The sequence below is a fragment of the Clostridium sp. AM34-9AC genome, assembly GCF_003480225.1.
In the GTDB taxonomy this organism is placed as follows: domain Bacteria; phylum Bacillota; class Clostridia; order Lachnospirales; family Lachnospiraceae; genus Acetatifactor; species Acetatifactor acetigignens.
The window spans coordinates 74,741-97,471 of record NZ_QUIU01000012.1; the positions used below are offsets into that span (position 1 = coordinate 74,741).

The window sequence follows — 22,731 nt, forward strand, 5'->3', positions numbered from 1 at the left end:
ACATTAGAAAAACTGAGATAAAACGAGAAAATAAAAGAAATAGTTATTTAAACAACGGTGAATGCGTTTGAAAAACTCGGCATATAAAACTAATATAAACTATAGAAATTAGCACTCGATAAAAATGAGTGCTAACAAATGAAAAAGAGTAATATGATATTTAAATAGTTATAAGGAGGCAGTTGTCATGAGTTTGAAACCTTTAGGTGACAGAGTAGTATTAAAACAGTTAGTTGCAGAGGAGACTACCAAGTCCGGTATCGTGCTCCCCGGTCAGAATAAGGAAAAGCCCCAGCAGGCAGAAGTTGTTGCTGTCGGCCCCGGCGGTGTCGTAGACGGTAAGGAAGTAAAGATGGAAGTTAAGGTTGGCGATCAGGTCATCTATTCCAAATACTCAGGAACCGAAGTAAAGCTGGATGATGAAGAGTACATCATCGTAAAGCAGAGCGACATCCTTGCAATCATTCAGTAATTGCAAACCTAAAAAGAAATTAAGACTAAGAACAAATAAATTGGAGGCTGATTATTATGGCAAAAGAGATTAAATACGGCGCAGAAGCCCGTGCAGCATTAGAGGCTGGTGTAAACCAGCTGGCAGATACCGTAAGAGTAACCTTAGGACCCAAAGGAAGAAACGTAGTACTGGATAAGTCCTTCGGCGCACCCCTGATCACCAACGATGGTGTTACCATTGCAAAAGAGATCGAGCTGGAAGATGCATTCGAGAACATGGGTGCACAGCTGGTAAAGGAAGTAGCTACCAAGACCAACGATGTAGCCGGTGATGGTACTACCACCGCAACCGTTCTGGCACAGGCTATGGTAAATGCAGGGATGAAGAACCTGGCAGCAGGTGCTAACCCCATCATCCTGAGAAAAGGTATGAAGAAAGCAACCGCATGTGCAGTAGAAGCCATCGGTAAGATGAGCCAGAAAGTAAACGGCAAGGAGCACATCGCAAGAGTAGCTGCAATCTCCGCAGGGGATGAGGCTGTAGGACAGCTGGTTGCAGATGCTATGGAGAAGGTAAGCAACAACGGTGTTATCACCATTGAAGAGTCCAAGACCATGCAGACCGAACTGGATCTGGTAGAAGGTATGCAGTTCGACAGAGGTTATATTTCCGCTTACATGGCAACCGATATGGATAAGATGGAAGCTGTTCTGGATAACCCTTATATCCTGATCACTGACAAGAAGATCTCCAACATTCAGGAGATCCTGCCTCTGTTAGAGCAGATCGTTCAGTCCGGCGCTAAGCTGCTGATCATCGCTGAGGATGTAGAGGGCGAGGCACTGACCACCCTGATCGTTAACAAGCTTCGTGGTACTTTCAACGTAGTAGCTGTTAAGGCTCCCGGCTATGGTGACAGAAGAAAAGCTATGCTGGAGGATATCGCAATCCTGACCGGTGGTACCGTGATCAGCTCCGAGCTTGGTTATGAACTGAAAGATACCACAATGGATATGCTGGGTCGTGCAAAATCCGTTAAGGTACAGAAAGAGAACACCGTGATCGTAGACGGTGAAGGCGATAAGGAAGCATTACAGTCCAGAATCGCACAGATCAAGAAGCAGATCGAAGAGACCACTTCTGATTTCGACAGAGAGAAATTACAGGAGAGACTGGCTAAGCTGTCCGGTGGTGTTGCAGTGATCCGTGTAGGTGCTGCTACCGAGACCGAGATGAAGGAAGCTAAGCTTCGTCTGGAAGATGCTCTGGCAGCTACCAGAGCAGCCGTAGAGGAAGGTATCATCTGTGGTGGCGGTTCCGCATACATTCATGCATCCAAGGAAGTTGCCAAACTGGCAGCAAGTCTGGAAGGTGATGAGAAGACCGGTGCAGGCATTGTCCTGAAAGCACTGGAAGCACCTCTGTATCACATCGCAGCAAACGCAGGACTGGAAGGCAGCGTTATCATCAACAAGGTACGTGAGTCTGAGGTCGGTGTCGGTTTCGATGCTCTGAAAGAGGAATATGTAGATATGGTAAGCGCAGGCATCCTGGATCCCGCTAAGGTTACCAGAAGCGCTCTGCAGAACGCTACCAGCGTAGCAAGCACACTACTTACTACCGAAAGCGTTGTAGCTAATATCAAAGAAGACACCCCTGCAATGCCCGCCGGCGGCGCAGGCATGGGCGGAATGATGTAAGCGTCAGGACCGCTTCGACGCAGCCGTGCTAAAAAGGGAGCACACTATGCAAGCTAGCTTGCAATAGTGCGCTTCTTTTTTAGTGCGGATATGGCGAAGTCCAGCGGATATCGCATGAATTGCGAAGCAATTTATGCGATAAGACGCTGCTGCGTCGAAGTCTTCGGTTGTGGCATTTGTTTTTTATGGGTGTTTATCGAGAAAATCATAAGTGCGAAGCACGTGCTCTGCAAAGCAGAGCGATTTTCGAAGATAAGGCGGCGTCCCCTTGACTCTCCCCCAAAAACCTCTTAAACTTATCTCAAACACATCAAAGAAAGAGGTATACCCCTATGAATCGTTTTGAATACATCGTAGAAAGCATTGACGGCGATTATGCCCATCTTCGCAGAACAGACATTGAATCCGATGAATTAAAGCTGGTGGCCCGCGCGCTGCTTCCGCCCGAGATCATGGAGGGCACGAAGCTGTTATACGAGTGGATGCAGTATTCCATTATGGAATAATTATGCCAAATTTTGAAATGTCCGGAGAAAACGCAATATTTGTCATAAAATAAAAGGGAAACTGGCACGACAGGAGAGTTGGTAAAGAATACACTTATAGTATGAGCGTGGTACACGCAGCTTTGCGCAAATAGAAAGACTAATACATGTAAAAAGGAGACTCCCTATGAGTGAACCTAGAACTTATCATAACCCTGTACAACGCGGTTTTTTCCCGGATCCTTCGGTGATCCGTGTCGGTGACGATTATTATATGGTGAATTCCAGCTTCCAGTATTTTCCGGCAATTCCCATTTCCCATTCCCGGGATATGGTGCACTGGCATATCATCGGCCATGCCATCACGAACCCGGAATGGCTGGACATCAGTGACATCCGGGATTCCCACGGAATCTGGGCACCGGATATCGAATATGTGGACGGAAAATACTATATCTATGTAACCTTGCGTCTGAATGCGGATGGCAAGCGTGACAATAACGTGATGCGCAGACAGCTGGTGATGGTATCTGACAAGCCGGAAGGACCCTACAGCAAGCCGGTATGTCTGGAAGTGGATGATATCGACCCCTCACTTTTTGTGGATGATGACGGCAGCAGATATATGATCATAGCCAAGGCGGCACAGGCGGTTCCTCTGACTGCGGACGGACTGGCGGTGGCTGGTCCTGCGAAGACTGCATGGGAAGGCACAGGCGAGCGCTGTTCCGAAGGCCCCCATATCATGAAAAAAGACGGTTACTATTACGCTATCGTGGCTGAGGGTGGTACCGGCTACGGTCATGGAATCAATGTGGGAAGAAGTAAGAATTTCTATGGCCCCTATGAATGTTCTCCCTACAATCCGGTCATGCGTCAGAAGGATCCCACAGCCCCCATCCAGAGAGCCGGACACGGCAAACTGGTACAGGATCAGAACGGTCAGTGGTGGTGTTATTATCTCTGCGGAAGACCTAACGAGGGCAACTATACTACCGTAGGCAGAGAGTCTGCTCTGGATCCCGTACAGTGGACGGAGGACGGCTGGTTTACCGTCAACGAAGGAAAAGGTCCCAGCCTGACACAGATCGCACCGGATCTGCCGGAGTGTATTTATGAGAGAAATCTGTTCGACGATTTTAACGATACAAAGCTGAATCTGGAATGGGAGTTCGTCCGCAACCCGGATAACGGTTCCTGGTCTCTGACCGAGCACCCCGGATATTTCCGGATCTGGACCAGAGATGGACAGCTGAATGAGATCCGGGCGAAAAATACGTTGCTGCGCAGAGAACAGGAATTGTCCTACGTGGCAGAGACGAAGCTGGAGTTCTACCCGGATAAGGACGGAGAACAGGCGGGTCTGACCTGCTATTACAGTACTGCTACTTATGCCAGATGCTCCCTGTGTTATGAAGGCGGACGAAAGATCCAACTGGTCATCAACCGCAACCACGGTGAGGAATTGATAGCGGAAGTGGATAATGTGAAGGAGACCCCGGTGTATCTGAAGGTAGTGGTGGAGAAGCTGACCAGAACTTTCTATTACAGCTATGATGGTCAAAAATGGGAAAAGGTCGGAGCTCTGGAGAACTGTATTTACCTCTGCGACGAGGGCGTGCCCGACGATCCCAAGCGTCACACTGGTACGCTGGTAGGCATCTATGCCAACAACGGAGGCTGCGGAAGCCGCAAAGCCGCAGATTTTGATTACTTTAAATATGAGGATTAGACAAAAAAGAAGTCCTGGTTTTGGCTAAAAGTGCGAAAAAGTCGCAACTGTAAGAAATCTGTTTGCCAAATAGTCGAAATAATGGTAAAATGATTATGATTCGAAATGTAAGAGCTTACATTTTTGAATCGACAGGAACACATGCAACGCATAGTTTCATACATCTCTTTTCAAAGGATCCCGGGTGAGCAACCCGGGATTTTTTGTGTATCCGAAGCAGCCGGGAAGAATTACCCGATCCGCAGGTGAAACTTTTTGCAAAGATACAGCGTCAAAATAGTATGATGCCAGGGTGCTAGACATGTGCCAGTGGCACATGTCTAGCACGGATCGGAGCGGAGAAGCGGGAGTGCGTAGCACGGAGCAATCAGTAGGCCGCAAAGTCGTTTTTTTTTGACTAAGACATAAAAGGCAAGATGTGTTACAATGAACACTGGATAAAATCATTGCATGCAATTTTCATAAAGAGAGGAAAGGATATATGTCGGACAGAAAAAAAGAACAGGCGGTGGAGCGTGCCCTGACGGAGGGATATGAGAAGTATTACCGTCTTGCCTATAGTTATGTACATAATGAAGCGGACGCGCTGGATATTGTACAGGAAGCAGCCTATAAAGCAATCCTGAAAAGTGACAGCCTGAAGGAACCACAATATGTGGAGACCTGGGTATACCGGATCGTAGTCAACGAGGCCTGCAGCTTCCTGCGGAGCCGGAAGGAGAGCACAGATGTGGACGAGATCCAGGCGGCAAGTGAAGATACCTATGAGAATATTGATTTAAAACGGGCCATAGAAAATCTGGATCCCAAGGATCGTGCCATCGTTGTTTTACGATTTTTTGAGGACAGGCAGCTGGAGGAAATCGCGAAGATCCTGGATGAAAATCTGAGCACAGTAAAGAGCAGACTGTACCGGGTGATGAAAAAGCTGCGGCTGAATCTTGAAGGCAGCACGGGGTGATCCCTAAGGCTGTTGCCATAGACATTCGCAGGATGCAGATGGATATAGGATATAGATAAGATATAGGAAGAGATAGCATGGCCGGTTCCAGGAGACCGGACAGATGGAGAATAGATATGACAGAACAGGAACAATTGAGACAGTTAAAAGAGGAGTATGAGAATATGACAATACCCGAGGCGGGACGGGAACGGCTGCAGGCAGGCATCGACAGAGCCCGGATGGAGAAAAAAAGAGCAGAGCGGGCCAGAAGACGTTCCACGTGGACTGCAGTAGCGGCGGCAGCGGTTGTGCTGATCACTCTGCCCAATACCAATGGACAGATTGCCTATGCCATGGAAAATATTCCCGTGTTGGGAGGTTTCTTCCGACTGGTGACGGTGCGGCAGTACAATTACAGTGATGAAAACCATGATGCGGAGATTGAACTGGCACAGATCACCTATGGAGAGGATACGGGGGAAGGTATTCCCGCGGGAGAAGGTTCTCCAGTAGGAGAAATGGCAGTGGGAGCAGCGGCTCCGGAAGGAATGGATGCCGGAAGTACGGAAGGCACCGGGAAGGAGGCCGCCACGGCAAAACTGTCGGAGGACGGTGTGCAGGAGATCAATCAGGATATGGAGACCACGGTAGACGAGCTGATCCGCCAGTTCGAGGATACCTTATCAGAGGAAGGGTATCATGGATTGCATGTGTCTCAGGAGGTTGTTACGGATAATGCACAGTATTACACTGTAAAATTGAGCGTTCTGGAGACGGAAGCCAGCGGCTACGAGCATAATCAGTTTTATACGATCGATAAACAGACAGGAAATGTGGTGGCACTGGCGGATTTGTTTGCAGAAGGAAGCAATTATATCTCCGTGATCAGTGAGAATATTAAGACCCAGATGCGGGAGCAGATGGTGGCGGACGAAGATGTGATCTATTTTCTGGATGATGAAGACATGACGGAATTCAACTTCCAGAGTATTACGGAGCAGACGAATTTTTATTTTAATGAAAGTGGAGAACTGGTCATTGCCTTTGACGAATACGAGGTGGCTCCCGGCTATATGGGAGCCCCGGAATTTGTGATCCCGCAGAAAGTGACGGCAGGACTTTTAAAGTAGACAAAAGAATATCTAAAAGGGAAAACTCCCGCATATCATGAAACAAAAAGATATGCGGGAGTTTTTTATGCCATTGATCGTGTTGGATGCGGGTCACGGTGGTGCGAACCCGGGGGCCACATATAATGGAAGAAAGGAAAGCGAGGATGTTCTGGCGCTGACACTGGCGGTGGGGAGTATTTTGGAGGAAAATGGAGTGGATGTGTATTATACCAGAACCACGGATGTCTACGAGTCCCCGTACCAGAAAGCACAGGAGGGAAACGAGGTGGGAGGAGACTATTTTGTCTCGATCCATCGGAATTCCAGTCCTTATCCGAACCAGTACAGTGGCGTGGAGAGTCTGGTCTACAACCGCTACGGGGCGGCGGCCCGGATGGCGTACAATATCAATGCCAGACTGGAACAGGCGGGGTTCGTGAATCTGGGAGTAAACGAGAGGCCGAATCTGGTGGTGTTGAACAGCACGAATATGCCGGCGGTGCTGGTGGAGGTTGGATTTATCAATACGGATGCAGACAACGAACTCTTCGACAGCCGGTTCGATGAGATCGCCCGTGCCATTGCTGATGGAATTCTGGAGAGTGTTCAGCCCACACTACATTCATAAAAGCGTCTGCTGCGCAGCCGGCGCCGCTTTGGCGGCTCACCTTTTATTTCATTTGCGTGGAGCTCCGCTCATAGAATACCACAAACGAGACTTAGAATGCGAGCATCCTAAGTCTTGTCTGCGGCATCCTATGGCTGAACTTTTTACCTAAACCTTACAAATATCTTACCGTACTGCGATATTATGTGAATTTCCTTCATGCTAGTATGTCCTTGTAATCAAGAAAAAGAAAAAACAAACAACATGGAGGAACATTATTATGAGAGTAAGACACAGTAAAGGATTAGCTCTGGTAGGAGCATGTATTTTATTTGCCATGAGTCTGGCAGCCTGCGGCAACAGTGACACTGCAGCAGATGCAGCAAACACAGCATCTTCCGCAGAAGTAAGCACCGTAGCAGAGAGCAGCGTAGCTGCACCCGCTGAGACCACCACAGATCTGTCCGGCAGCATTTCCATGGTAGGAAGTACTTCTATGGAGAAATTAGCCAATGCACTGAGCGAAGCTTTCATGGAAGAATATCCCGATGTAACCGTAACCGCTGAGTTCGTGGGATCCGGCGCGGGCATCGAAGCAGTAACCAATGGAACCGCAGATATCGGTAACTCTTCCAGAAGCTTAAAGGATGAAGAAAAGGCAGCAGGCGTTGTAGAGAACGTAGTAGCTATCGATGGTATTGCAGTATGTGTAGACCCTGCTAACGAAGTAGCAGATCTGACCAAAGAGCAGTTGACCAACATTTACAATGGCACAGTTACCAACTGGAAAGAAGTTGGCGGTGCAGATGAGCCTATCATCGTGATCGGTCGTGAGGCAGGTTCCGGTACCAGAGGCGCTTTCGAAGAGCTGGTTGATCTGGTAGACGGCTGCAAATATGCAAACGAACTGGATAGCACCGGTGCAGTAATCGCAAAAGTAGCATCTACGCCCGGAGCTATCGGATATGCTTCCCTGGATGCTTTGGATGACAGCGTTAAGGCACTTTCCCTGGAAGGCGTAGAAGCTACCGCAGAAAACATCAAGGCCGGCAACTACTTCTTAAGCAGACCCTTCGTAATGGCTACTAAGGGTGAGATCTCCGAGCAGAACGATCTGGTACAGGCATGGTTCGACTTTGTACTGGGTGACGAAGGACAGCAGGTTGCTTCCGAAGTTGGTCTGATCACTGTAAAGTAAAAGCCTCACGCAGAAAAAGGAAAAAAGCGATGAATAGTGGAACACACGCTTCCGTAATGGGAAACAGAAAAAATAAAGCGGTCGTGGAAACTGTGGCACAAATAGTATTTACCATTTGTGCCTTCTTCGCCGTACTGGCGGTAGTTTCTATCACCTTATATATGATCATCAGCGGTACCCCCGCTATTATGAAAGTAGGTCTGGGAGAGATCCTGTTCGGCACGGAATGGATGCCAACGGCGGCAGATCCGAAATTCGGTATTCTGTGGGTTATCCTGACTTCCATCGTCGGTACGACGCTGGCTATCCTGCTGGGTGTGCCCATCGGCGTGCTGACGGCAGTATTCCTGGCAGAGGTGGCACCCAGACCCTTAGCTGCCATTGTAAAGCCTGCGGTAGAGCTGTTAGCCGGCATCCCTTCCGTTATCTACGGACTGTTAGGAATCTACTTACTGAATCCTCTCATGTATAAATTAGAAAGACTGATCTTCCAGGGATCCACGACACACCAGTTCACCGGCGGTGCAAACCTGCTGTCAGCCGTGATCGTACTGGCGATCATGATCCTGCCCACTGTGATCAATATCAGTGAGACTTCCATCCGGGCGGTTCCTGCAGGAATCAAATCCTCCTCTCTGGCCCTGGGAGCCTCCCATGTACAGACTATTTTCCGCTCCATCCTTCCGGCAGCAAAATCCGGTATCGTGACGGCTATCGTTCTGGGAGTGGGACGTGCCATCGGCGAGGCTATGGCGATCACACTGGTATCCGGTAGCAGCGTCAATGTGCCGTTGCCATTTAACTCCGTGCGATTCCTGACCACAGCTATTGTCAGCGAGATGGGATATTCTTCCGGACTGCACAGACAGGTGCTGTTCACCATCGGACTGGTGCTGTTTGTATTTATTATGATCATCAATATCGTACTGAATAAAATACTGAAAAAGGGGGCGGATGACAATGAATAAGGACACCTTATATGTAAAAAGAAAACGCCCCACAGACATGCTTTTGCTGGCAGCCATTTATGTCTCTGCCACACTGGCGGTGGCACTTTTACTGGGAATTATCCTGTATGTCTTCGTAAAGGGCATCCGCACCGTTAACTGGGCATTTTTAACGACGGTGACCAGTGCCAGAAAGCAGACCACCGGTATTGCGGGCAACCTGTTGAATACCCTGTACATCATCGTGATCACTCTGTTGATCGCGACCCCCATCGGCGTGGGAAGTGCCATTTACCTGAATGAATATGCAAAACCCGGCAAGCTGGTCTCCATCATTGAGTTCACCACGGAGACACTGTCCGGTATTCCTTCTATTATTTTCGGTCTGTTCGGTATGATCTTTTTCGGAGAGACTTTGGGCTTCGGCTATTCACTGCTCACCGGTTCCTTTACCCTGACACTGATGGTGCTGCCCCTGATCACAAGAAATACGCAGGAAGCATTGCGCACCGTGCCGGACAGTTATCGTACCGGTGCGTTGGGAATGGGATCCACGAAATGGCATATGATCCGGACGATCCTTCTGCCGTCTTCCATGCCAGGTATCGTCACCGGTATCATTCTGGCACTGGGACGTATCGTGGGAGAGTCTGCGGCCCTGTTGTTCACTGCGGGAAGCGACTACAAGCTGCCGAAGTTCACCGGAGTTTTCGGAGACAATCTGGCAAAGCTGGCTCACAAGGCCATGGAGTCTGGTGGTACCCTGACCATCGAATTGTATTTACAGATGCAGAAGGGACAGTATGATAATGCTTTCGGTATCGGTTGTGTTCTGATCATTATCGTATTGATCCTGAACCTCCTGACCAAGCTAGCGGCGAATAAGCTGAGACGAGAGTAAGAGAAATCACAAGAAGGAGAAAACATATGGCTAACAGTAAAATATCCGTGGAAAACTTAAATCTCCATTATGGAGAGAACCACGCACTGAAAGATGTAAATATGGAGATCGCAGACCACGCCATTACCGCATTTATCGGTCCCAGCGGCTGCGGCAAATCTACTTTTCTACGTTGCCTGAACCGGATGAATGACCTGGTGGACGGCTGCAGAGTCGAAGGAAAAGTAATTCTGGATGGAGAGGACATTTACGATAAGCGGGTGGATACCACACTGCTTCGTAAAAAGGTCGGCATGGTATTCCAGCAGCCCAACCCTTTTCCCATGTCCATTTATGACAACATCGCCTACGGTCCCAGACTGCACGGCATCAAGAATAAAAAGGAACTGGATGAGATCGTGGAGCGTTCTCTGCAGGGTGCCGCTATCTTTGAAGAGGTAAAGGATCGCCTGCACAAATCCGCGTTGGGACTGTCCGGTGGACAGCAGCAGAGACTGTGTATTGCCAGAGCACTGGCAGTATCTCCGGAGGTACTTTTGATGGATGAACCCACCTCCGCACTGGACCCGATCTCCACGCTAAAGATCGAGGAACTGATGGAGACACTGAAGAAAAAATACACCGTGGTCATCGTAACCCACAATATGCAGCAGGCAGCCCGTGTGTCGGATGACACCGCATTTTTCCTGGTAGGGGAAGTCATAGAGAAAAATGCAACCTCCGAGATCTTTGCAAGACCTCAGGACAAACGGACAGAAGACTACATCACCGGACGGTTTGGATGATTTTGGATGAGAAGATAGGAGGAATGGGAGATGTCACCCAGAGTATTATTTGAACAGGATCTTGAGACTTTGAAAAATAAAGTATCTGAGATGGGAGAGCATGCGGAGATCAGTTATGACCGTATGGCGTATGGAATTCGTGAGAACAAAGAAGACATTCTGAAGACGCTGTTGAATACAGATCATACCATGGTGGATATGCAGCGAAGTATAGAAGCTATGTGTCTGAGCCTGCTGACCAGACAGCAGCCGGTGGCCAGAGATATGCGTCTGGTATCCGCAGCGCTGAAAGTGGTACCGGATATTGAACGGATCGGAGACCATGTGGCAGATATTGTGGAACTGTACCTGCGTATGGGCAACATGAATCCCGAAGGAAAACAGGAACATCTGTTGCTGGAGATGATGGAAGAAGCCAAGGAGATGATCCACAATTCGGTGGAGGCATTTGTGGAAGGTGATGAGGCAAATGCAAGAAAAGTAGTAGAACATGATGATGTGGTAGATGATCTCTTCAACGAAGTCAAAACGGGAATGATGCAGGCTATCAGAGAGCAGAGCCTGGATGCGGATCGTGTGGTGGATTATCTGATGATGGCAAAGTATTTGGAAAAAGTGGGCGACCATGCGGTAAATATCGCAGAGTGGGCCATCTTCCGCATGACCGGAGATATGGAAGGTGCGAGATTGTATTAGGATTCGATAATCTCGGTAATGATGCAGAGCCCCAATTCGCAAAACTGCTCCTGCGGAGCGTTCCTTTTGCTCATTGAGGCTTGCTCGCCAAAGAACTATTGCCATATGCTCTTACGAATGCTAGCATCTGATAATCCCAGTAACGATGCAGAGCCCCAATTCGCAAAACTGCTCCTGCGGAGCGTTCCTTTTGCTCATTGAGGCTTGCTCGCCAAAGAACTATTGTTCTATGCTCTTACAGATGCCAGCATCTGATAATCCCAGCAACGATGCAGAGCCCCAATTCGCAAAACTGCTCCTGCGGAGCGTTCCTTTTGCTCATTGAGGCTTGCTCGCCAAAGAACTATTGTCATATGCTCTTACGAATGCTAGCATTCGACGAGCATCCGGCAAGGTTCATGGCTCTGCATCGTTACAACTTTACATAAATTTTACATTCACTGGTAACGAATTTTACATAAGCAAGATAAAGTGTAGATAGAAACCAAAAATGTAAAGTATGTTATGTAAAATGAGAGGATTAGAGTATGAGCTTTTTTGATTTACTGAAGATGGTAGGAGGACTTGCATTATTCCTGTATGGAATGAATCTGTTGGGTGACGGACTGTCCCGGGCATCTGGCGGACGATTAGAACGCATTCTGGAGAAACTGACCAACAACCCGTTAAAGGCAGTGCTCATGGGTGCGGTGGTCACCGGTGTGATCCAGTCCTCCTCCGCTACCACTGTTATGGTAGTCGGATTTGTCAATTCCGGTATTATGAGTCTGAAACAGGCAGTAGGTATCATCATGGGTGCCAACATCGGTACCACGGTGACCTCCTGGATCTTAAGTCTGACGGGCATTGAGAGCGATGCTTTCTGGATCCGTATGCTCAAGCCCAGTTCTTTTTCGCCGATTCTGGCAATCGTGGGTGTGGGTATTTTACTGTTTTCCCATAAAGACAAATTAAAAAATGCGGCAACCATCCTGGTGGGCTTTGCAATTCTGATGTTTGGCATGGATTCCATGAGCGCAGCAGTTTCACCGCTGGCAGAGGTACCGGAGTTTACCAATCTGCTGATCGAGTTCCAAAATCCCGTATTCGGTGTGCTGGCAGGACTCATTCTCACAGCGGTGATCCAGTCTTCTTCCGCATCCGTAGGTATTTTGCAGGCACTGTGCATGACTGGAGCGGTAAGCTTTGGCGCAGCAGTTCCCATTATCATGGGACAGAATATCGGTACCTGTGTTACCGCCATGATCTCCGGTATCGGTGCTTCCCGCAATGCAAAACGTGCGGCTCTGATTCATCTGTATTTTAATATTATCGGAACGATCCTGTTCCTTGGAGTGTTCTATACGGTCAATGCCATTCATCCATTTGCTTTTCTGGGAGAAGTGGCAACACCTTTTGGAATCGCAGTAGTTCACAGCTGCTTCAATATCGCGGCTACGCTGGTATTGCTTCCCTTCTCCAATGGTCTGGTGAAGCTGGCCTGCCTGACGCTGCCGACCCATGAGGACGTGAAGGAAATGTCCGAGACAGACAAGACTTTAAGCTTACTGGATGTACGTTTCCTGGAGAAGCCTGCCTATGCCGTAGAGCAGAGCAGACTGGTGGCTTCTGTGATGGCGGATAAGTCCAGGGAAGCCATGGATCTGGCTATGGAGCTGCTGCATAATTTCGATGAGGCGAAAGCAGAGCAGGTGGCACAGATGGAGACGGATGTGGACCGCTTCGAGGATGAACTGGGAACCTATCTGGTGAAATTGAGTTCCAAACAGCTTTCCAATAAGGATAGTGAGACTTTAAATACGATTCTGCACTGCATCGGCGATTTTGAGAGAATTTCCGATCATGCCCGCAACATCAAGGAAGCGGCACAGGAGATGCATGACAAGCAGCTGGTATTCTCCGAGAAGGCGCAGGAGGAACTGAAGGTATTCGAGAGAGCGGTACACGATGTGCTGGATCTTACCATGACCAGTTTTAAGAACGGAGATCTGAATCTGGCAAGACAGGTGGAGCCGTTGGAGGAAGTCATCGATGGACTGAGCCTGGATGTGAAGCAGCGCCATGTACGCAGACTCCGTAAGGGAAAATGTACCATTGAACTGGGCTTCATCTTATCCGATGTCATTACGAACTTTGAGCGTGTCAGCGACCACTGCTCCAATATTGCAGTCTGTCTGGTACAGGTGAATGAGGATGAATTCGATACCCACGCTTACCTGGATGAACTGCGCCAGGAAGATAACAAGGACTTCCAGAGCAAAGTGCTGGCATGCCGTGAGAAATACCAGTTACCGCCCACAAAGCAGGAACGTCTTGCGGAAAAGAATGCAAAACTGCTTGCGGAGTGAGGATTTACCGAGGTATAGTTAAGAAGAGAAAGCACAGTCAGAGAGGAGTGCTGTGAGATGGCTTTGATCTATGTAGTAGAGGATGACAAAAATATTCAGGAGATCGAGACCTTTGCCCTGGCCAATGTGGGCTATGATGTAAAAGGTTTTGATTCCGCCATGGATTTCTATGAGGCGCTGAATGATACCACACCGGATCTGATTTTATTAGACATCATGCTGCCGGACGAGGATGGTCTGAGCATTGTGAAAAAGCTGCGTACCAGACAGGACACGGTGCTGGTGCCGGTGATCATGGTCACGGCGAAGACCACGGAGATCGACAAGGTCAAGGGACTGGATCTGGGGGCAGATGATTATATTACGAAGCCCTTCGGTGTCATGGAACTGATTTCCCGGGTAAAGGCAATGCTCAGGAGAAGTCAGAAGAGTCAGGAAAAAGATAAGGTGCTGAAGCTGGGGAACATTGTGCTGGACCGAGAGAAACATTCTGTCACGGTAGGCAAGGAGCCTGTGGAGTTGACCTACAAAGAATATGAGCTGTTAAAGCTTCTGATGACCAATGCGGGCATTGTGACCACCAGAGAACTGATCCTGGACCGCGTCTGGGGAATCGATTTTGAGGGAGAATCCCGGACGTTGGACATGCATATCAAGACGCTGCGGCAGAAACTGAAGGAAGAGGGCAGTCTGATCAAGACCGTGCGTAATGTGGGATACATTATGAACGGCGAGAAAGCGTAACAGAAGATGAAGAAAAAGATTAACAAAATGATGATCCTCATTGCCACGGTAACGATTTTGCTTACCATGGTACTGATCACAGTCGTGTATTATGATCTGTTCCGCAGACAGGTGCTGGAGGATCTGAAAAGCTATGGTTCCCTGTTAAAAAGCTGTTCTTCGGTAGAAGAGATCAAGGAAAACGGAGTGCCGGTGGAATCGGATCTGCGATTGACGCTGATCGGCAGTGACGGACAGGTATTGTATGATAATGAGGCAGATTCTGTGGCCATGGGGAATCACGCTTCCCGTCCGGAGATCCGGGAAGCCATGCGGGACGGCGAAGGTGAAGCAGTCCGGAATTCCGAGACCTTGTCCCAGTCCACCTTTTATTATGCCATCCGTCTGGAAGATGGCAGCATCCTGCGACTGTCCAAGGATGCCAGAAGCATTTACAGCATTTTCAGTCAGGCGCTGCCCATGATGGTGGGGATCTTTGTGGTGCTGCTGGTGCTGTGCATGGTGGCGGCCAGAGTGCTGACCACGAAGCTGGTGGCTCCCATTGAGAAACTGGCACAGAATATCGGGGAATGTACAGAGATGCAGACCTATGAGGAACTGACACCGTTCATGACCATGATCCGCAAACAGCATGAGGACATTATGAAAAATGCCAGAATGCGGCAGGAATTCAGTGCAAATGTGTCTCATGAACTGAAGACCCCGTTGACATCCATTTCTGGCTATGCGGAGCTGATCGAGACCGGCATGGCTTCGGAGCAGGATACGGTGCGTTTCGCCCACGGAATTCACAACAGTGCCAACCGCCTGCTGACATTGATCAACGATATTATCCGGCTGTCGGAGCTGGACGGAACGGAAGAGGAAGCGGATACGGAGCTTTTGAATCTTCATGAAATGGCGCAGAGTTGTGTGGAAATGCTGGAAATGAGTGCGGAGAAGCACAATGTGACCATAGCGCTGAACGGCACGGAATGCTATGTGACAGCCAATCGTCAGATGATGGAAGAACTTTTATATAATCTGTGTGATAACGCGATCCGGTATAACAATCCGGGAGGAAGTGTGGATGTACAGACCTACTCCAGAGAAGGACATACCAATCTCGTGGTAAAAGACACCGGCATCGGCATCTCCAAGGAGCATCAGGAGAGGATCTTCGAGCGCTTCTACCGTGTGGACAAGAGCCGCTCCAAATCCACCGGCGGCACGGGACTGGGCCTTGCTATCGTAAAACATATCATCGCCAAGAGCCACGCTGAACTGGAACTGGAAAGTGAACCCGGAAAAGGAACGACGATACGGGTGATTTTCTGAGAACTTCGAGTTCAAATTTTCTAAGACTTCATTCGAGAGAGTGGAGTCTTTTTTACGCATGATATTCCGCCAGCAGCTGTTTCGCATAAGCAACACAGTCTCTGTGCAGAGCAAATTTTTTGCCATCGCACATGATGACTTTGCGGAAGCCCAGCTTCTCCATGTATCTGCCGTTAAGGATCGTCTTGACGGTGGGAGCGAAGAAGGTAGGGTGGTTCTCTATCTGGGAGAACAAATTGATAGCGGTGGTGGCTACTTTTACGGTGCGGCCGTCCTTCAGGGTGACGATGACATTCCTGCCTTCTTCCTCCGCATAGAGGATGTCCGGTTCGGTCACATAGATGGTATCCTCGTCCTCACGAAGTTCGATAAGGGGAACCGCTTTCGACATGATCTCCAGAGCATGATCAATGCTCTGGGCCAGTTCCGCTACTTTGATGGGCTTGTCCAGAAAAATAACATTTTCCGGATAGGACTGTGCTCTGTAATTGATCTTGGAACAGCACATGACGATGGGTGCGTTGACCCCCTGGGCAATCAGCGCATTTGCCACTTCTGTACCGGTGATGCCTTCCGTCAGACACATATCAATATAGAAGGCATCGTATTGCATGGGATTGGACAGCAGTGAGGTAGAATTACCGAAAGAATCGGTATAAATGATACCCGTAGACGCTGCTCTTTTGTCGGATTCCCGCTTTAACAGACGCTCCAGCTGCTTTCTGTCGGCTACATTATCATCACACACTGCTATATGCATATCGATACCTCCCGGACTTTATCTCATATAAAGATGCCAGGGTCAAAAGGTCTAAGCCCACATGAGCTTGCTCATAGGTGGGTGAAAGACCTTAGGACCCGCCCCGATATGAGCATAAAAGTGGGATGATAATCCCACGATATGCGAATATTGGGTAGGATTGTGGGAGTGCGTAGCACGGAACAATCCGTAGGCATCAAAGTCGGGGGGCTTTTGACCCCGACATCTTATAAAAGAAGTATAGCATATTTCCTATTTGAATAAAAGGGCAAAAAGCAGTACCTGTACCACCAGGATCGCCGGCATTCCGTACTTGAAATACCAGTGCTTCGTCTTATGACGGAAGTGCTGCATTCCCAGAATACATCCCAGACTGCCACCCAAAAGCGCCGTGAAAAAAAGAGAAGCCTCCGAGATGCGCCAGGCACCCCGGATGGCTCTTTTTTTATCGACACCCATGATCACATATCCCACAACATTGATGATCACCAGATACAGGATCACCACAGTAATTATAGTCTGTGCAGTTATCATAGACACCTCATTATTTTAATTCTTAGTTACCAAGTTTCTTCTCGTTCTCCTGTAACTTCATGGCACGAACCTTCAGAGACAGACCGAACAGATTGATGAAGCCTTCTGCATCGTGATGGTCGTACAGATCACCGGTGGTGAAGGAAGCCAGGTTCTCATTGTACAGAGAGTAAGGAGAAGTGGTTCCGGCCTTGATGATGTTGCCCTTGTAGAGCTTGAACTTTACTTCACCGGTCACATACTCCTGGGTTTTCTCGATGAATGCCTGCTCTGCCTCACGAAGAGGAGTGAACCATTTGCCTTCGTATACCAGACTGGCGAATTTCGCACCCATTTCCTTTTCGAATGCATAGGTATCGCGATCCAGGATCAGCTCTTCCAGCTGCTGGTGAGCCTCCATCAGGATGGTACCGCCGGGAGTCTCATAGACACCACGGGACTTCATGCCAACGACACGGTTCTCTACGATATCTACGATACCGATACCGTGCTTGCCGCCCAGCTTGTTCAGGGTACGGATGATATCGGAGACCTTCATCTTCTCACCGTTAACGGAAGTGGGAACACCCTTTTCAAAGGTCATGGTCACATATTCGCCCTCATCGGGAGCCTTCTCGGGAGTCACACCAAGTACCAGCAGATGCTCGTAGTTGGGCTCGTTGCCGGGATCTTCCAGTTCCAGACCTTCGTGGCTGATGTGCCAGATGTTACGGTCACGGCTGTAGGAAGAATCGGTGGAGAAAGGAAGATGAATACCATGAGCCTTGCAGTATTCGATCTCAGATTCACGGGAGTCCATGTTCCACTTATCGCTTCTCCAGGGAGCGATGATCTTGATATCGGGAGCCAGAGCCTTGATGCCCAGCTCGAAACGGATCTGGTCGTTACCCTTACCGGTAGCACCGTGGCAGATAGCTACAGCGCCTTCTTTTCTGGCAATCTCTACCAGCTTCTTGGCGATCAGGGGTCTTGCCATGGAAGTACCTAACAGATACTTGTTCTCGTATACAGCATGAGCCTGTACACAGGGAACGATATAATCATCACAGAATTCATCGATAACGTCTTCAATATACAGCTTGGAAGCGCCGCAGGCCTTTGCTCTCTCTTCCAGACCGTCCAGCTCCTCTGCCTGTCCGCAGTTTACGCAGACGCAGATAACTTCATAGTCAAAATTCTCCTTCAGCCAGGGAATGATAGCGGTAGTATCCAGACCGCCGGAATAAGCCAAAACTACTTTTTCCTTCATGATAAAATCCTCCGTTTTATAGTGTGTATGATGCCAGGGGCAAAAGCCCTGAAAATGCGATGTGCAAAGCACGAAGCAATCTGTAAGTATCAGATGCCAGGATCGTGTGTTACGCTCTGACAATTACTATACAACATTATAATCGCAAAAGCAAGCAGAAAAGTTGCATAAACAAATCATAAAAATGAATAAAATAAATTAAAATATGCACATAAATGCATAGAATGAAAAATATACAGTATATTTATGCATAAAATATGCTGTCTGATGAATAGTACGGTAACGACCATATAAGATGCGCCGGAATCGTCAAAAGTCAGTCGCTGATCTTTTCAATTCCGGAGATATCACTGTCGATCATCAGAGAGTAGTTCGTATAATAGACCACGAAGCCAGGCTTGGCACCGGCCGGCTTTTTGACCTGTTTTTTCTGGACATAGTCGATCTCCACCTTTTCCTGCTCCCTGCCCTTAGAATAGTAGGCAGCAAGTCGGCCGGCCTCTTCAAAAGTCCGGTCCGGCAGTTCCTTCCCTTCGGTCTTTACCACTACATGGGAGCCGGGAATACCTTTGGCATGGAACCACCAGTCATTTCCGTTGGCGAATTTGAAGGTCAGTTCATCGTTCTGGAAATTATTTTTTCCCACATAAATATGAAATCCGTCGCTGCTCAGATAATGGAAGGGCTTGCTGGTGATCTTTGCTTTTTTCGTGCCGCCCTTTCTGCGGATGTAGCCGCTCTGGGTCAGTTCCTCCTTGATCTCCACCAGATCTTCCTCTTTCAGGGCGATATCCAGGGCCGTGCTGATGGTCTCCAAGTGGTCGATCTCTTCTTTTACCTGAGTAGTCAGTTCGGACAATGCTTCATAAGTACGCTTTAGCTTTCCGTATTTGTCAAAATATTTCTTCGCATTTTCCGTAGCGGAAAGAGTAGGATCCAGGGGGATCGTCACCGGTTCGCTGGTATAGTAATTTACCGCCGTGAGAGATTTGTCACCGGGCTTTGCACTGTAACCGTAAGTATTCAACAGTTCTCCGTAGATCCGGTATTTTTCCCGCTTCTCCGTATCCTTCATCTGGGCCAGCTGCAGATCGTATTTTTTAATATCCCGTTCCAGAGCGGTCTGCACGATACGGCGCAGGTCAGAAGATTTCTGACGGATCCTGGTCAGGGTATTTTTCTCCGCATAAAAATGCTCCAACAGGGCGGACATGGAGGTGTAGGATTCCAGATGATCCGCTCCGGTGCTGTACATGGTCAGGGGAACCGCCGCATATTCCACGGGGCGGGTGCCGGTGTAAGCGATGCAGGGGGAGAAAGTTTCTTCCTTTATAGAAGTGACCATTTTGGAGAAAACTTCATACAGGGCATGATGATCCTCTGCCGTCAATGCCGCTGTAGGGCGTTCCCCGTCGATGCCTGCCTCGTGGCACAGTTCCTGTGCCAGTACCGGGGAGATACCGGTGAAGCTTCCGTAGATTGCCTTGAAGACCGATTGAGGCTTGGCGGCAAGGGTTTCCCGGAAAGTAGTCTCGTCGCAGGTCAGGGCATCCAGTTTATCCTGGGTGTGGGCGATGAAGTAGGGCTTGCCGGGCAGGACTTCCCGGACACTGCTGACTGCGGCGGATACCCGCTTGATACTGTCGATGATGGTATTGTCATCGTTGCAGAAGATCAGGTTGCTGTGTTTGCCCATCAGCTCCATGACCAGCGTCTTGTGGCGCAGATCCCCCATTTCATCCAGATGCTCAATATCGATATGCACGATACGCTCCAGCCCCGGCTGGGAAATGTTCACGATACGGCCGTTCTGTAAGTGCTTGCGCAGCAGCATACAGAAGTTTGGGGCCGTCATGGGACTGGGTTTGTTGCTCTCCGTCAGATAGATCAGGGGCAGGGAAGCGCTGGCGGACAGAAGCAGTCTCTTTTGTCCGGTGGGCTGCTTGATGGTCAACAGCAGTTCGTCGTTTTCCGGCTGGGCGATCTTATATAATCGGCCGCCGATGAGTTCTTTTTTTAATTCTGATATTACACAGGCAATGGTAACGCCGTCAAAAGCCATGATTTCCTCATTTCTGCTCTTTGGATCCGGGAAAAACAGAACATAAAGAGCCACAAAATAGATATGCTGCAAACGAAAGCACAGCATAGTTATTGTAACAGATTTTTATAGGAAAGAAAAGTATGCGGAAAACAGAATGAATATTATTCCACCATAATGCATAAAACCATAAAAATAGTATGAATATATGCATAAATATACACAACAATCCGAGAAACGTGCATAAAAATGAAAAAAGTAGTAGACATTTAGACAAAAAGTGGTATCATGGAACTATTCAGAGTCAGATAAATATCGGTACATATTCGTCGAATGCTTGCATTCGTAAGAATATGTGATGATATTTATATGACGAAGTAACCACATGAGCAAGAATCCAGCTGCGTAGCAGCGATTTTGCGAATGGGGTTCTGAATAGTTCAAAAATAGAATTGCGTGAGCAGCTTGCTGCGAAGCAATTCGTTGACACAAGTATGGCGGCGACAGAAGCAATTCGTTGACACAAGTATGGCGGCGACAGAAATAAAAAACGATGACATAAACAAGAGAGGTAGAAAAATGATCAGAGTAGGAATCATCGGAGCAACCGGTTATGCCGGAGGAGAACTGGTAAGGATCCTGTTAAACCACAAGGATGCCAAAATCGTATGGTACGGTTCCCGAAGCTATATAGATAAGAAGTATTATCAGGTATACCAGAACATGTTCCAGCTGGTGGAGGATATCTGCAAGGATGACAATCTGGAAGAACTGGCGAAGCAGGTAGATGTGATCTTTACCGCAACCCCTCAGGGATTTCTGGCGGGCCTTTTGACAGAGGAGATTCTCTCTCAGGTGAAGATCGTGGATCTGTCTGCTGATTACCGGATCAAGGATGTGGCCACCTATGAAAAATGGTACGGCATCGAGCACAAATCTCCTCAGTTCATTGAGGAAGCAGTATACGGACTCTGCGAGATCAATCGTGACAAGATCACGGAGAAGACCAGATTGGTAGCCAACCCCGGCTGCTACACCACCTGTTCGATCCTGACGGCCTATCCCATGGTCAAGGAAGGCATGATTGATGTGAACACCCTGATCGTGGATGCCAAGTCCGGTACCTCCGGTGCAGGAAGAGGCGCCAAGGTGCCCAACCTGTTCTGCGAAGTGAACGAGAACATGAAAGCCTACGGCGTGGCAAGCCACAGACATACCCCCGAGATCGAGGAGCAGTTAGGCTATGCGGGCAACTGCCAGGTGACCATTAATTTTACCCCGCACCTCGTACCCATGAACAGAGGAATTCTGGCAACCGAGTATGCAACACTGAAGAGAAAACCGGACGGTACACTTCCTACCTATGAGGAAGTAAAAGCTGTCTATGATAAATATTATGCAAACGAGAAATTCGTCCGTGTGCTGGATAAGGGTAGCTGCCCCGAGACCAAGTGGGTGGAAGGCAGCAACTACGTGGACATCAATTTTGTCATTGATGAGCGTACCGGCCGTATCATTATGATGGGTGCACTGGATAACCTCGTAAAGGGTGCCGCAGGACAGGCGGTACAGAACATGAACCTGCTGTTCGGGATTCCTGAGAGCGAAGGACTGGAGCTGGTTCCCTGCTTCCCTTAAAGCAGATACGGAAAGGATTAGAAAGGATAAAATACATACATGAACAAACAGTTTACGATCAAACCCATGACAATAGAAGATTATGATGGTCTGCATGCCCTCTGGATGACCATTCACGGTTTCGGTATCCGGAGCATCGATGATTCCAGAGAAGGTGTGGAACGTTTTATCAACCGGAATCCCGGCACCAGTGTGGTAGCCATCGGGGAGGATGGAGCCGTAGTGGGCGGCATCCTCTGCGGCCATGACGGACGACGAGGCTGTCTGTACCATGTATGTGTCAGAGAAGATTACCGAAGACTTGGCATTGGCAAAGCCATGGTCGTTCACTGCATGAATGCTCTGAAAGCGGAACATATCAACAAGGTCAGCCTGATCGCTTTTACCCAGAATGACATCGGAAACGCTTTCTGGAAATGCATTGGATGGACAAAGCGGGAAGACTTGAACTACTACGACTTTACTTTGAATGAAGAGAACATTACGGCGTTTAATAAATAGATGCCAGGATTGTGGAAGTGCGTAGCACGAAGCAATCCG

At 48.6% G+C, this 22,731-nt stretch carries 21 protein-coding genes; 17 read left to right on the forward strand and 4 right to left on the reverse strand.

The window, feature by feature from the left end; all coding sequences use genetic code 11:
* Window positions 1-187: 187 nt before the first annotated feature.
* The 15 genes from groES (at window position 188) to DW835_RS09065 (ending at window position 15,969) form a co-directional block, all read left to right on the forward strand.
* Window positions 188-472, forward strand: a complete 285-nt coding sequence (groES, locus tag DW835_RS08995) for a co-chaperone GroES (protein ID WP_117465883.1) — start codon at window positions 188-190, stop codon at window positions 470-472.
* 56 nt (window positions 473-528) lie between these two features.
* Window positions 529-2,154, forward strand: coding sequence for a chaperonin GroEL (gene groL / locus DW835_RS09000; RefSeq protein WP_117465882.1), 1,626 nt, complete (start codon window positions 529-531; stop codon window positions 2,152-2,154).
* A gap of 332 nt (window positions 2,155-2,486) precedes the next feature.
* The gene (locus DW835_RS09005; RefSeq protein WP_022153764.1) at window positions 2,487-2,660 is read left to right on the forward strand and encodes a hypothetical protein; all 174 of its coding nucleotides are present in this window, start codon (window positions 2,487-2,489) and stop codon (window positions 2,658-2,660) included.
* 166 nt (window positions 2,661-2,826) lie between these two features.
* On the forward strand, window positions 2,827-4,371 hold the full coding sequence (locus DW835_RS09010; protein WP_118669322.1) for a glycoside hydrolase family 43 protein: 1,545 nt from the start codon (window positions 2,827-2,829) through the stop codon (window positions 4,369-4,371).
* Window positions 4,372-4,852: 481 nt separating this feature from the next.
* Window positions 4,853-5,332, forward strand: coding sequence for a sigma-70 family RNA polymerase sigma factor (locus tag DW835_RS09015; RefSeq protein ID WP_118669323.1), 480 nt, complete (start codon window positions 4,853-4,855; stop codon window positions 5,330-5,332).
* Between the two features lie 116 nt (window positions 5,333-5,448).
* A complete protein-coding gene (locus tag DW835_RS09020) occupies window positions 5,449-6,444 on the forward strand; it encodes an RsiV family protein (RefSeq protein ID WP_182430283.1) in 996 nt (331 codons plus the stop codon).
* 37 nt (window positions 6,445-6,481) lie between these two features.
* A complete protein-coding gene (locus DW835_RS09025; protein ID WP_347559368.1) occupies window positions 6,482-7,054 on the forward strand; it encodes an N-acetylmuramoyl-L-alanine amidase in 573 nt (190 codons plus the stop codon).
* A 259-nt stretch (window positions 7,055-7,313) separates the two neighbouring features.
* The gene (locus DW835_RS09030; protein WP_118669325.1) at window positions 7,314-8,231 is read left to right on the forward strand and encodes a phosphate ABC transporter substrate-binding protein; all 918 of its coding nucleotides are present in this window, start codon (window positions 7,314-7,316) and stop codon (window positions 8,229-8,231) included.
* Window positions 8,232-8,260: 29 nt separating this feature from the next.
* On the forward strand, window positions 8,261-9,199 hold the full coding sequence (pstC, locus tag DW835_RS09035; protein ID WP_118669326.1) for a phosphate ABC transporter permease subunit PstC: 939 nt from the start codon (window positions 8,261-8,263) through the stop codon (window positions 9,197-9,199).
* Window positions 9,192-10,079, forward strand: coding sequence for a phosphate ABC transporter permease PstA (gene pstA, locus DW835_RS09040; protein ID WP_022312749.1), 888 nt, complete (start codon window positions 9,192-9,194; stop codon window positions 10,077-10,079). Before pstC ends, pstA begins: the two co-directional genes overlap by 8 nt.
* Before the next feature lie 26 nt (window positions 10,080-10,105).
* Entirely contained in the window at window positions 10,106-10,864 is a 759-nt protein-coding gene (gene pstB / locus DW835_RS09045) for a phosphate ABC transporter ATP-binding protein PstB (RefSeq protein WP_022312750.1), read from the forward strand.
* Between the two features lie 30 nt (window positions 10,865-10,894).
* On the forward strand, window positions 10,895-11,560 hold the full coding sequence (gene phoU / locus DW835_RS09050) for a phosphate signaling complex protein PhoU (protein WP_118669327.1): 666 nt from the start codon (window positions 10,895-10,897) through the stop codon (window positions 11,558-11,560).
* Between the two features lie 527 nt (window positions 11,561-12,087).
* The gene (locus DW835_RS09055) at window positions 12,088-13,908 is read left to right on the forward strand and encodes a Na/Pi cotransporter family protein (protein WP_022312752.1); all 1,821 of its coding nucleotides are present in this window, start codon (window positions 12,088-12,090) and stop codon (window positions 13,906-13,908) included.
* A 57-nt stretch (window positions 13,909-13,965) separates the two neighbouring features.
* Window positions 13,966-14,652: a response regulator transcription factor gene (locus DW835_RS09060; protein ID WP_118538324.1), complete on the forward strand. Its 687-nt coding sequence runs from the start codon at window positions 13,966-13,968 to the stop codon at window positions 14,650-14,652.
* A 6-nt stretch (window positions 14,653-14,658) separates the two neighbouring features.
* Window positions 14,659-15,969 carry an ATP-binding protein gene (locus DW835_RS09065; RefSeq protein ID WP_118731002.1) on the forward strand — a complete coding sequence of 437 codons (1,311 nt, stop codon included), beginning with the start codon at window positions 14,659-14,661 and terminating at the stop codon, window positions 15,967-15,969.
* A 52-nt stretch (window positions 15,970-16,021) separates the two neighbouring features.
* Here DW835_RS09065 and DW835_RS09070 read toward each other — a convergent pair whose 3' ends face one another.
* The 4 genes from DW835_RS09070 to DW835_RS09090 all read right to left on the reverse strand — a co-directional run bounded on the left by DW835_RS09070 (window position 16,022) and on the right by DW835_RS09090 (window position 20,574).
* A complete protein-coding gene (locus DW835_RS09070; RefSeq protein ID WP_118669328.1) occupies window positions 16,022-16,729 on the reverse strand; it encodes a hypothetical protein in 708 nt (235 codons plus the stop codon).
* A gap of 252 nt (window positions 16,730-16,981) precedes the next feature.
* The gene (locus DW835_RS09080) at window positions 16,982-17,263 is read right to left on the reverse strand and encodes a DUF1294 domain-containing protein (RefSeq protein WP_118504098.1); all 282 of its coding nucleotides are present in this window, start codon (window positions 17,261-17,263) and stop codon (window positions 16,982-16,984) included.
* 22 nt (window positions 17,264-17,285) lie between these two features.
* Window positions 17,286-18,512: an argininosuccinate synthase gene (locus tag DW835_RS09085; protein ID WP_022153415.1), complete on the reverse strand. Its 1,227-nt coding sequence runs from the start codon at window positions 18,510-18,512 to the stop codon at window positions 17,286-17,288.
* A 316-nt stretch (window positions 18,513-18,828) separates the two neighbouring features.
* Window positions 18,829-20,574, reverse strand: coding sequence for an NFACT RNA binding domain-containing protein (locus DW835_RS09090; protein ID WP_118669335.1), 1,746 nt, complete (start codon window positions 20,572-20,574; stop codon window positions 18,829-18,831).
* Window positions 20,575-21,132: 558 nt separating this feature from the next.
* Between DW835_RS09090 and argC the strand changes: the two genes are divergently transcribed.
* Window positions 21,133-22,191 (forward strand): N-acetyl-gamma-glutamyl-phosphate reductase, encoded by a 1,059-nt coding sequence (gene argC, locus DW835_RS09095; protein WP_118504096.1) that lies wholly within the window; start codon window positions 21,133-21,135, stop codon window positions 22,189-22,191.
* Window positions 22,192-22,230: 39 nt separating this feature from the next.
* Complete coding sequence (locus tag DW835_RS09100) at window positions 22,231-22,692, forward strand: GNAT family N-acetyltransferase (RefSeq protein ID WP_022312417.1); 462 nt, start codon at window positions 22,231-22,233, stop codon at window positions 22,690-22,692.
* Window positions 22,693-22,731: the final 39 nt, after the last annotated feature.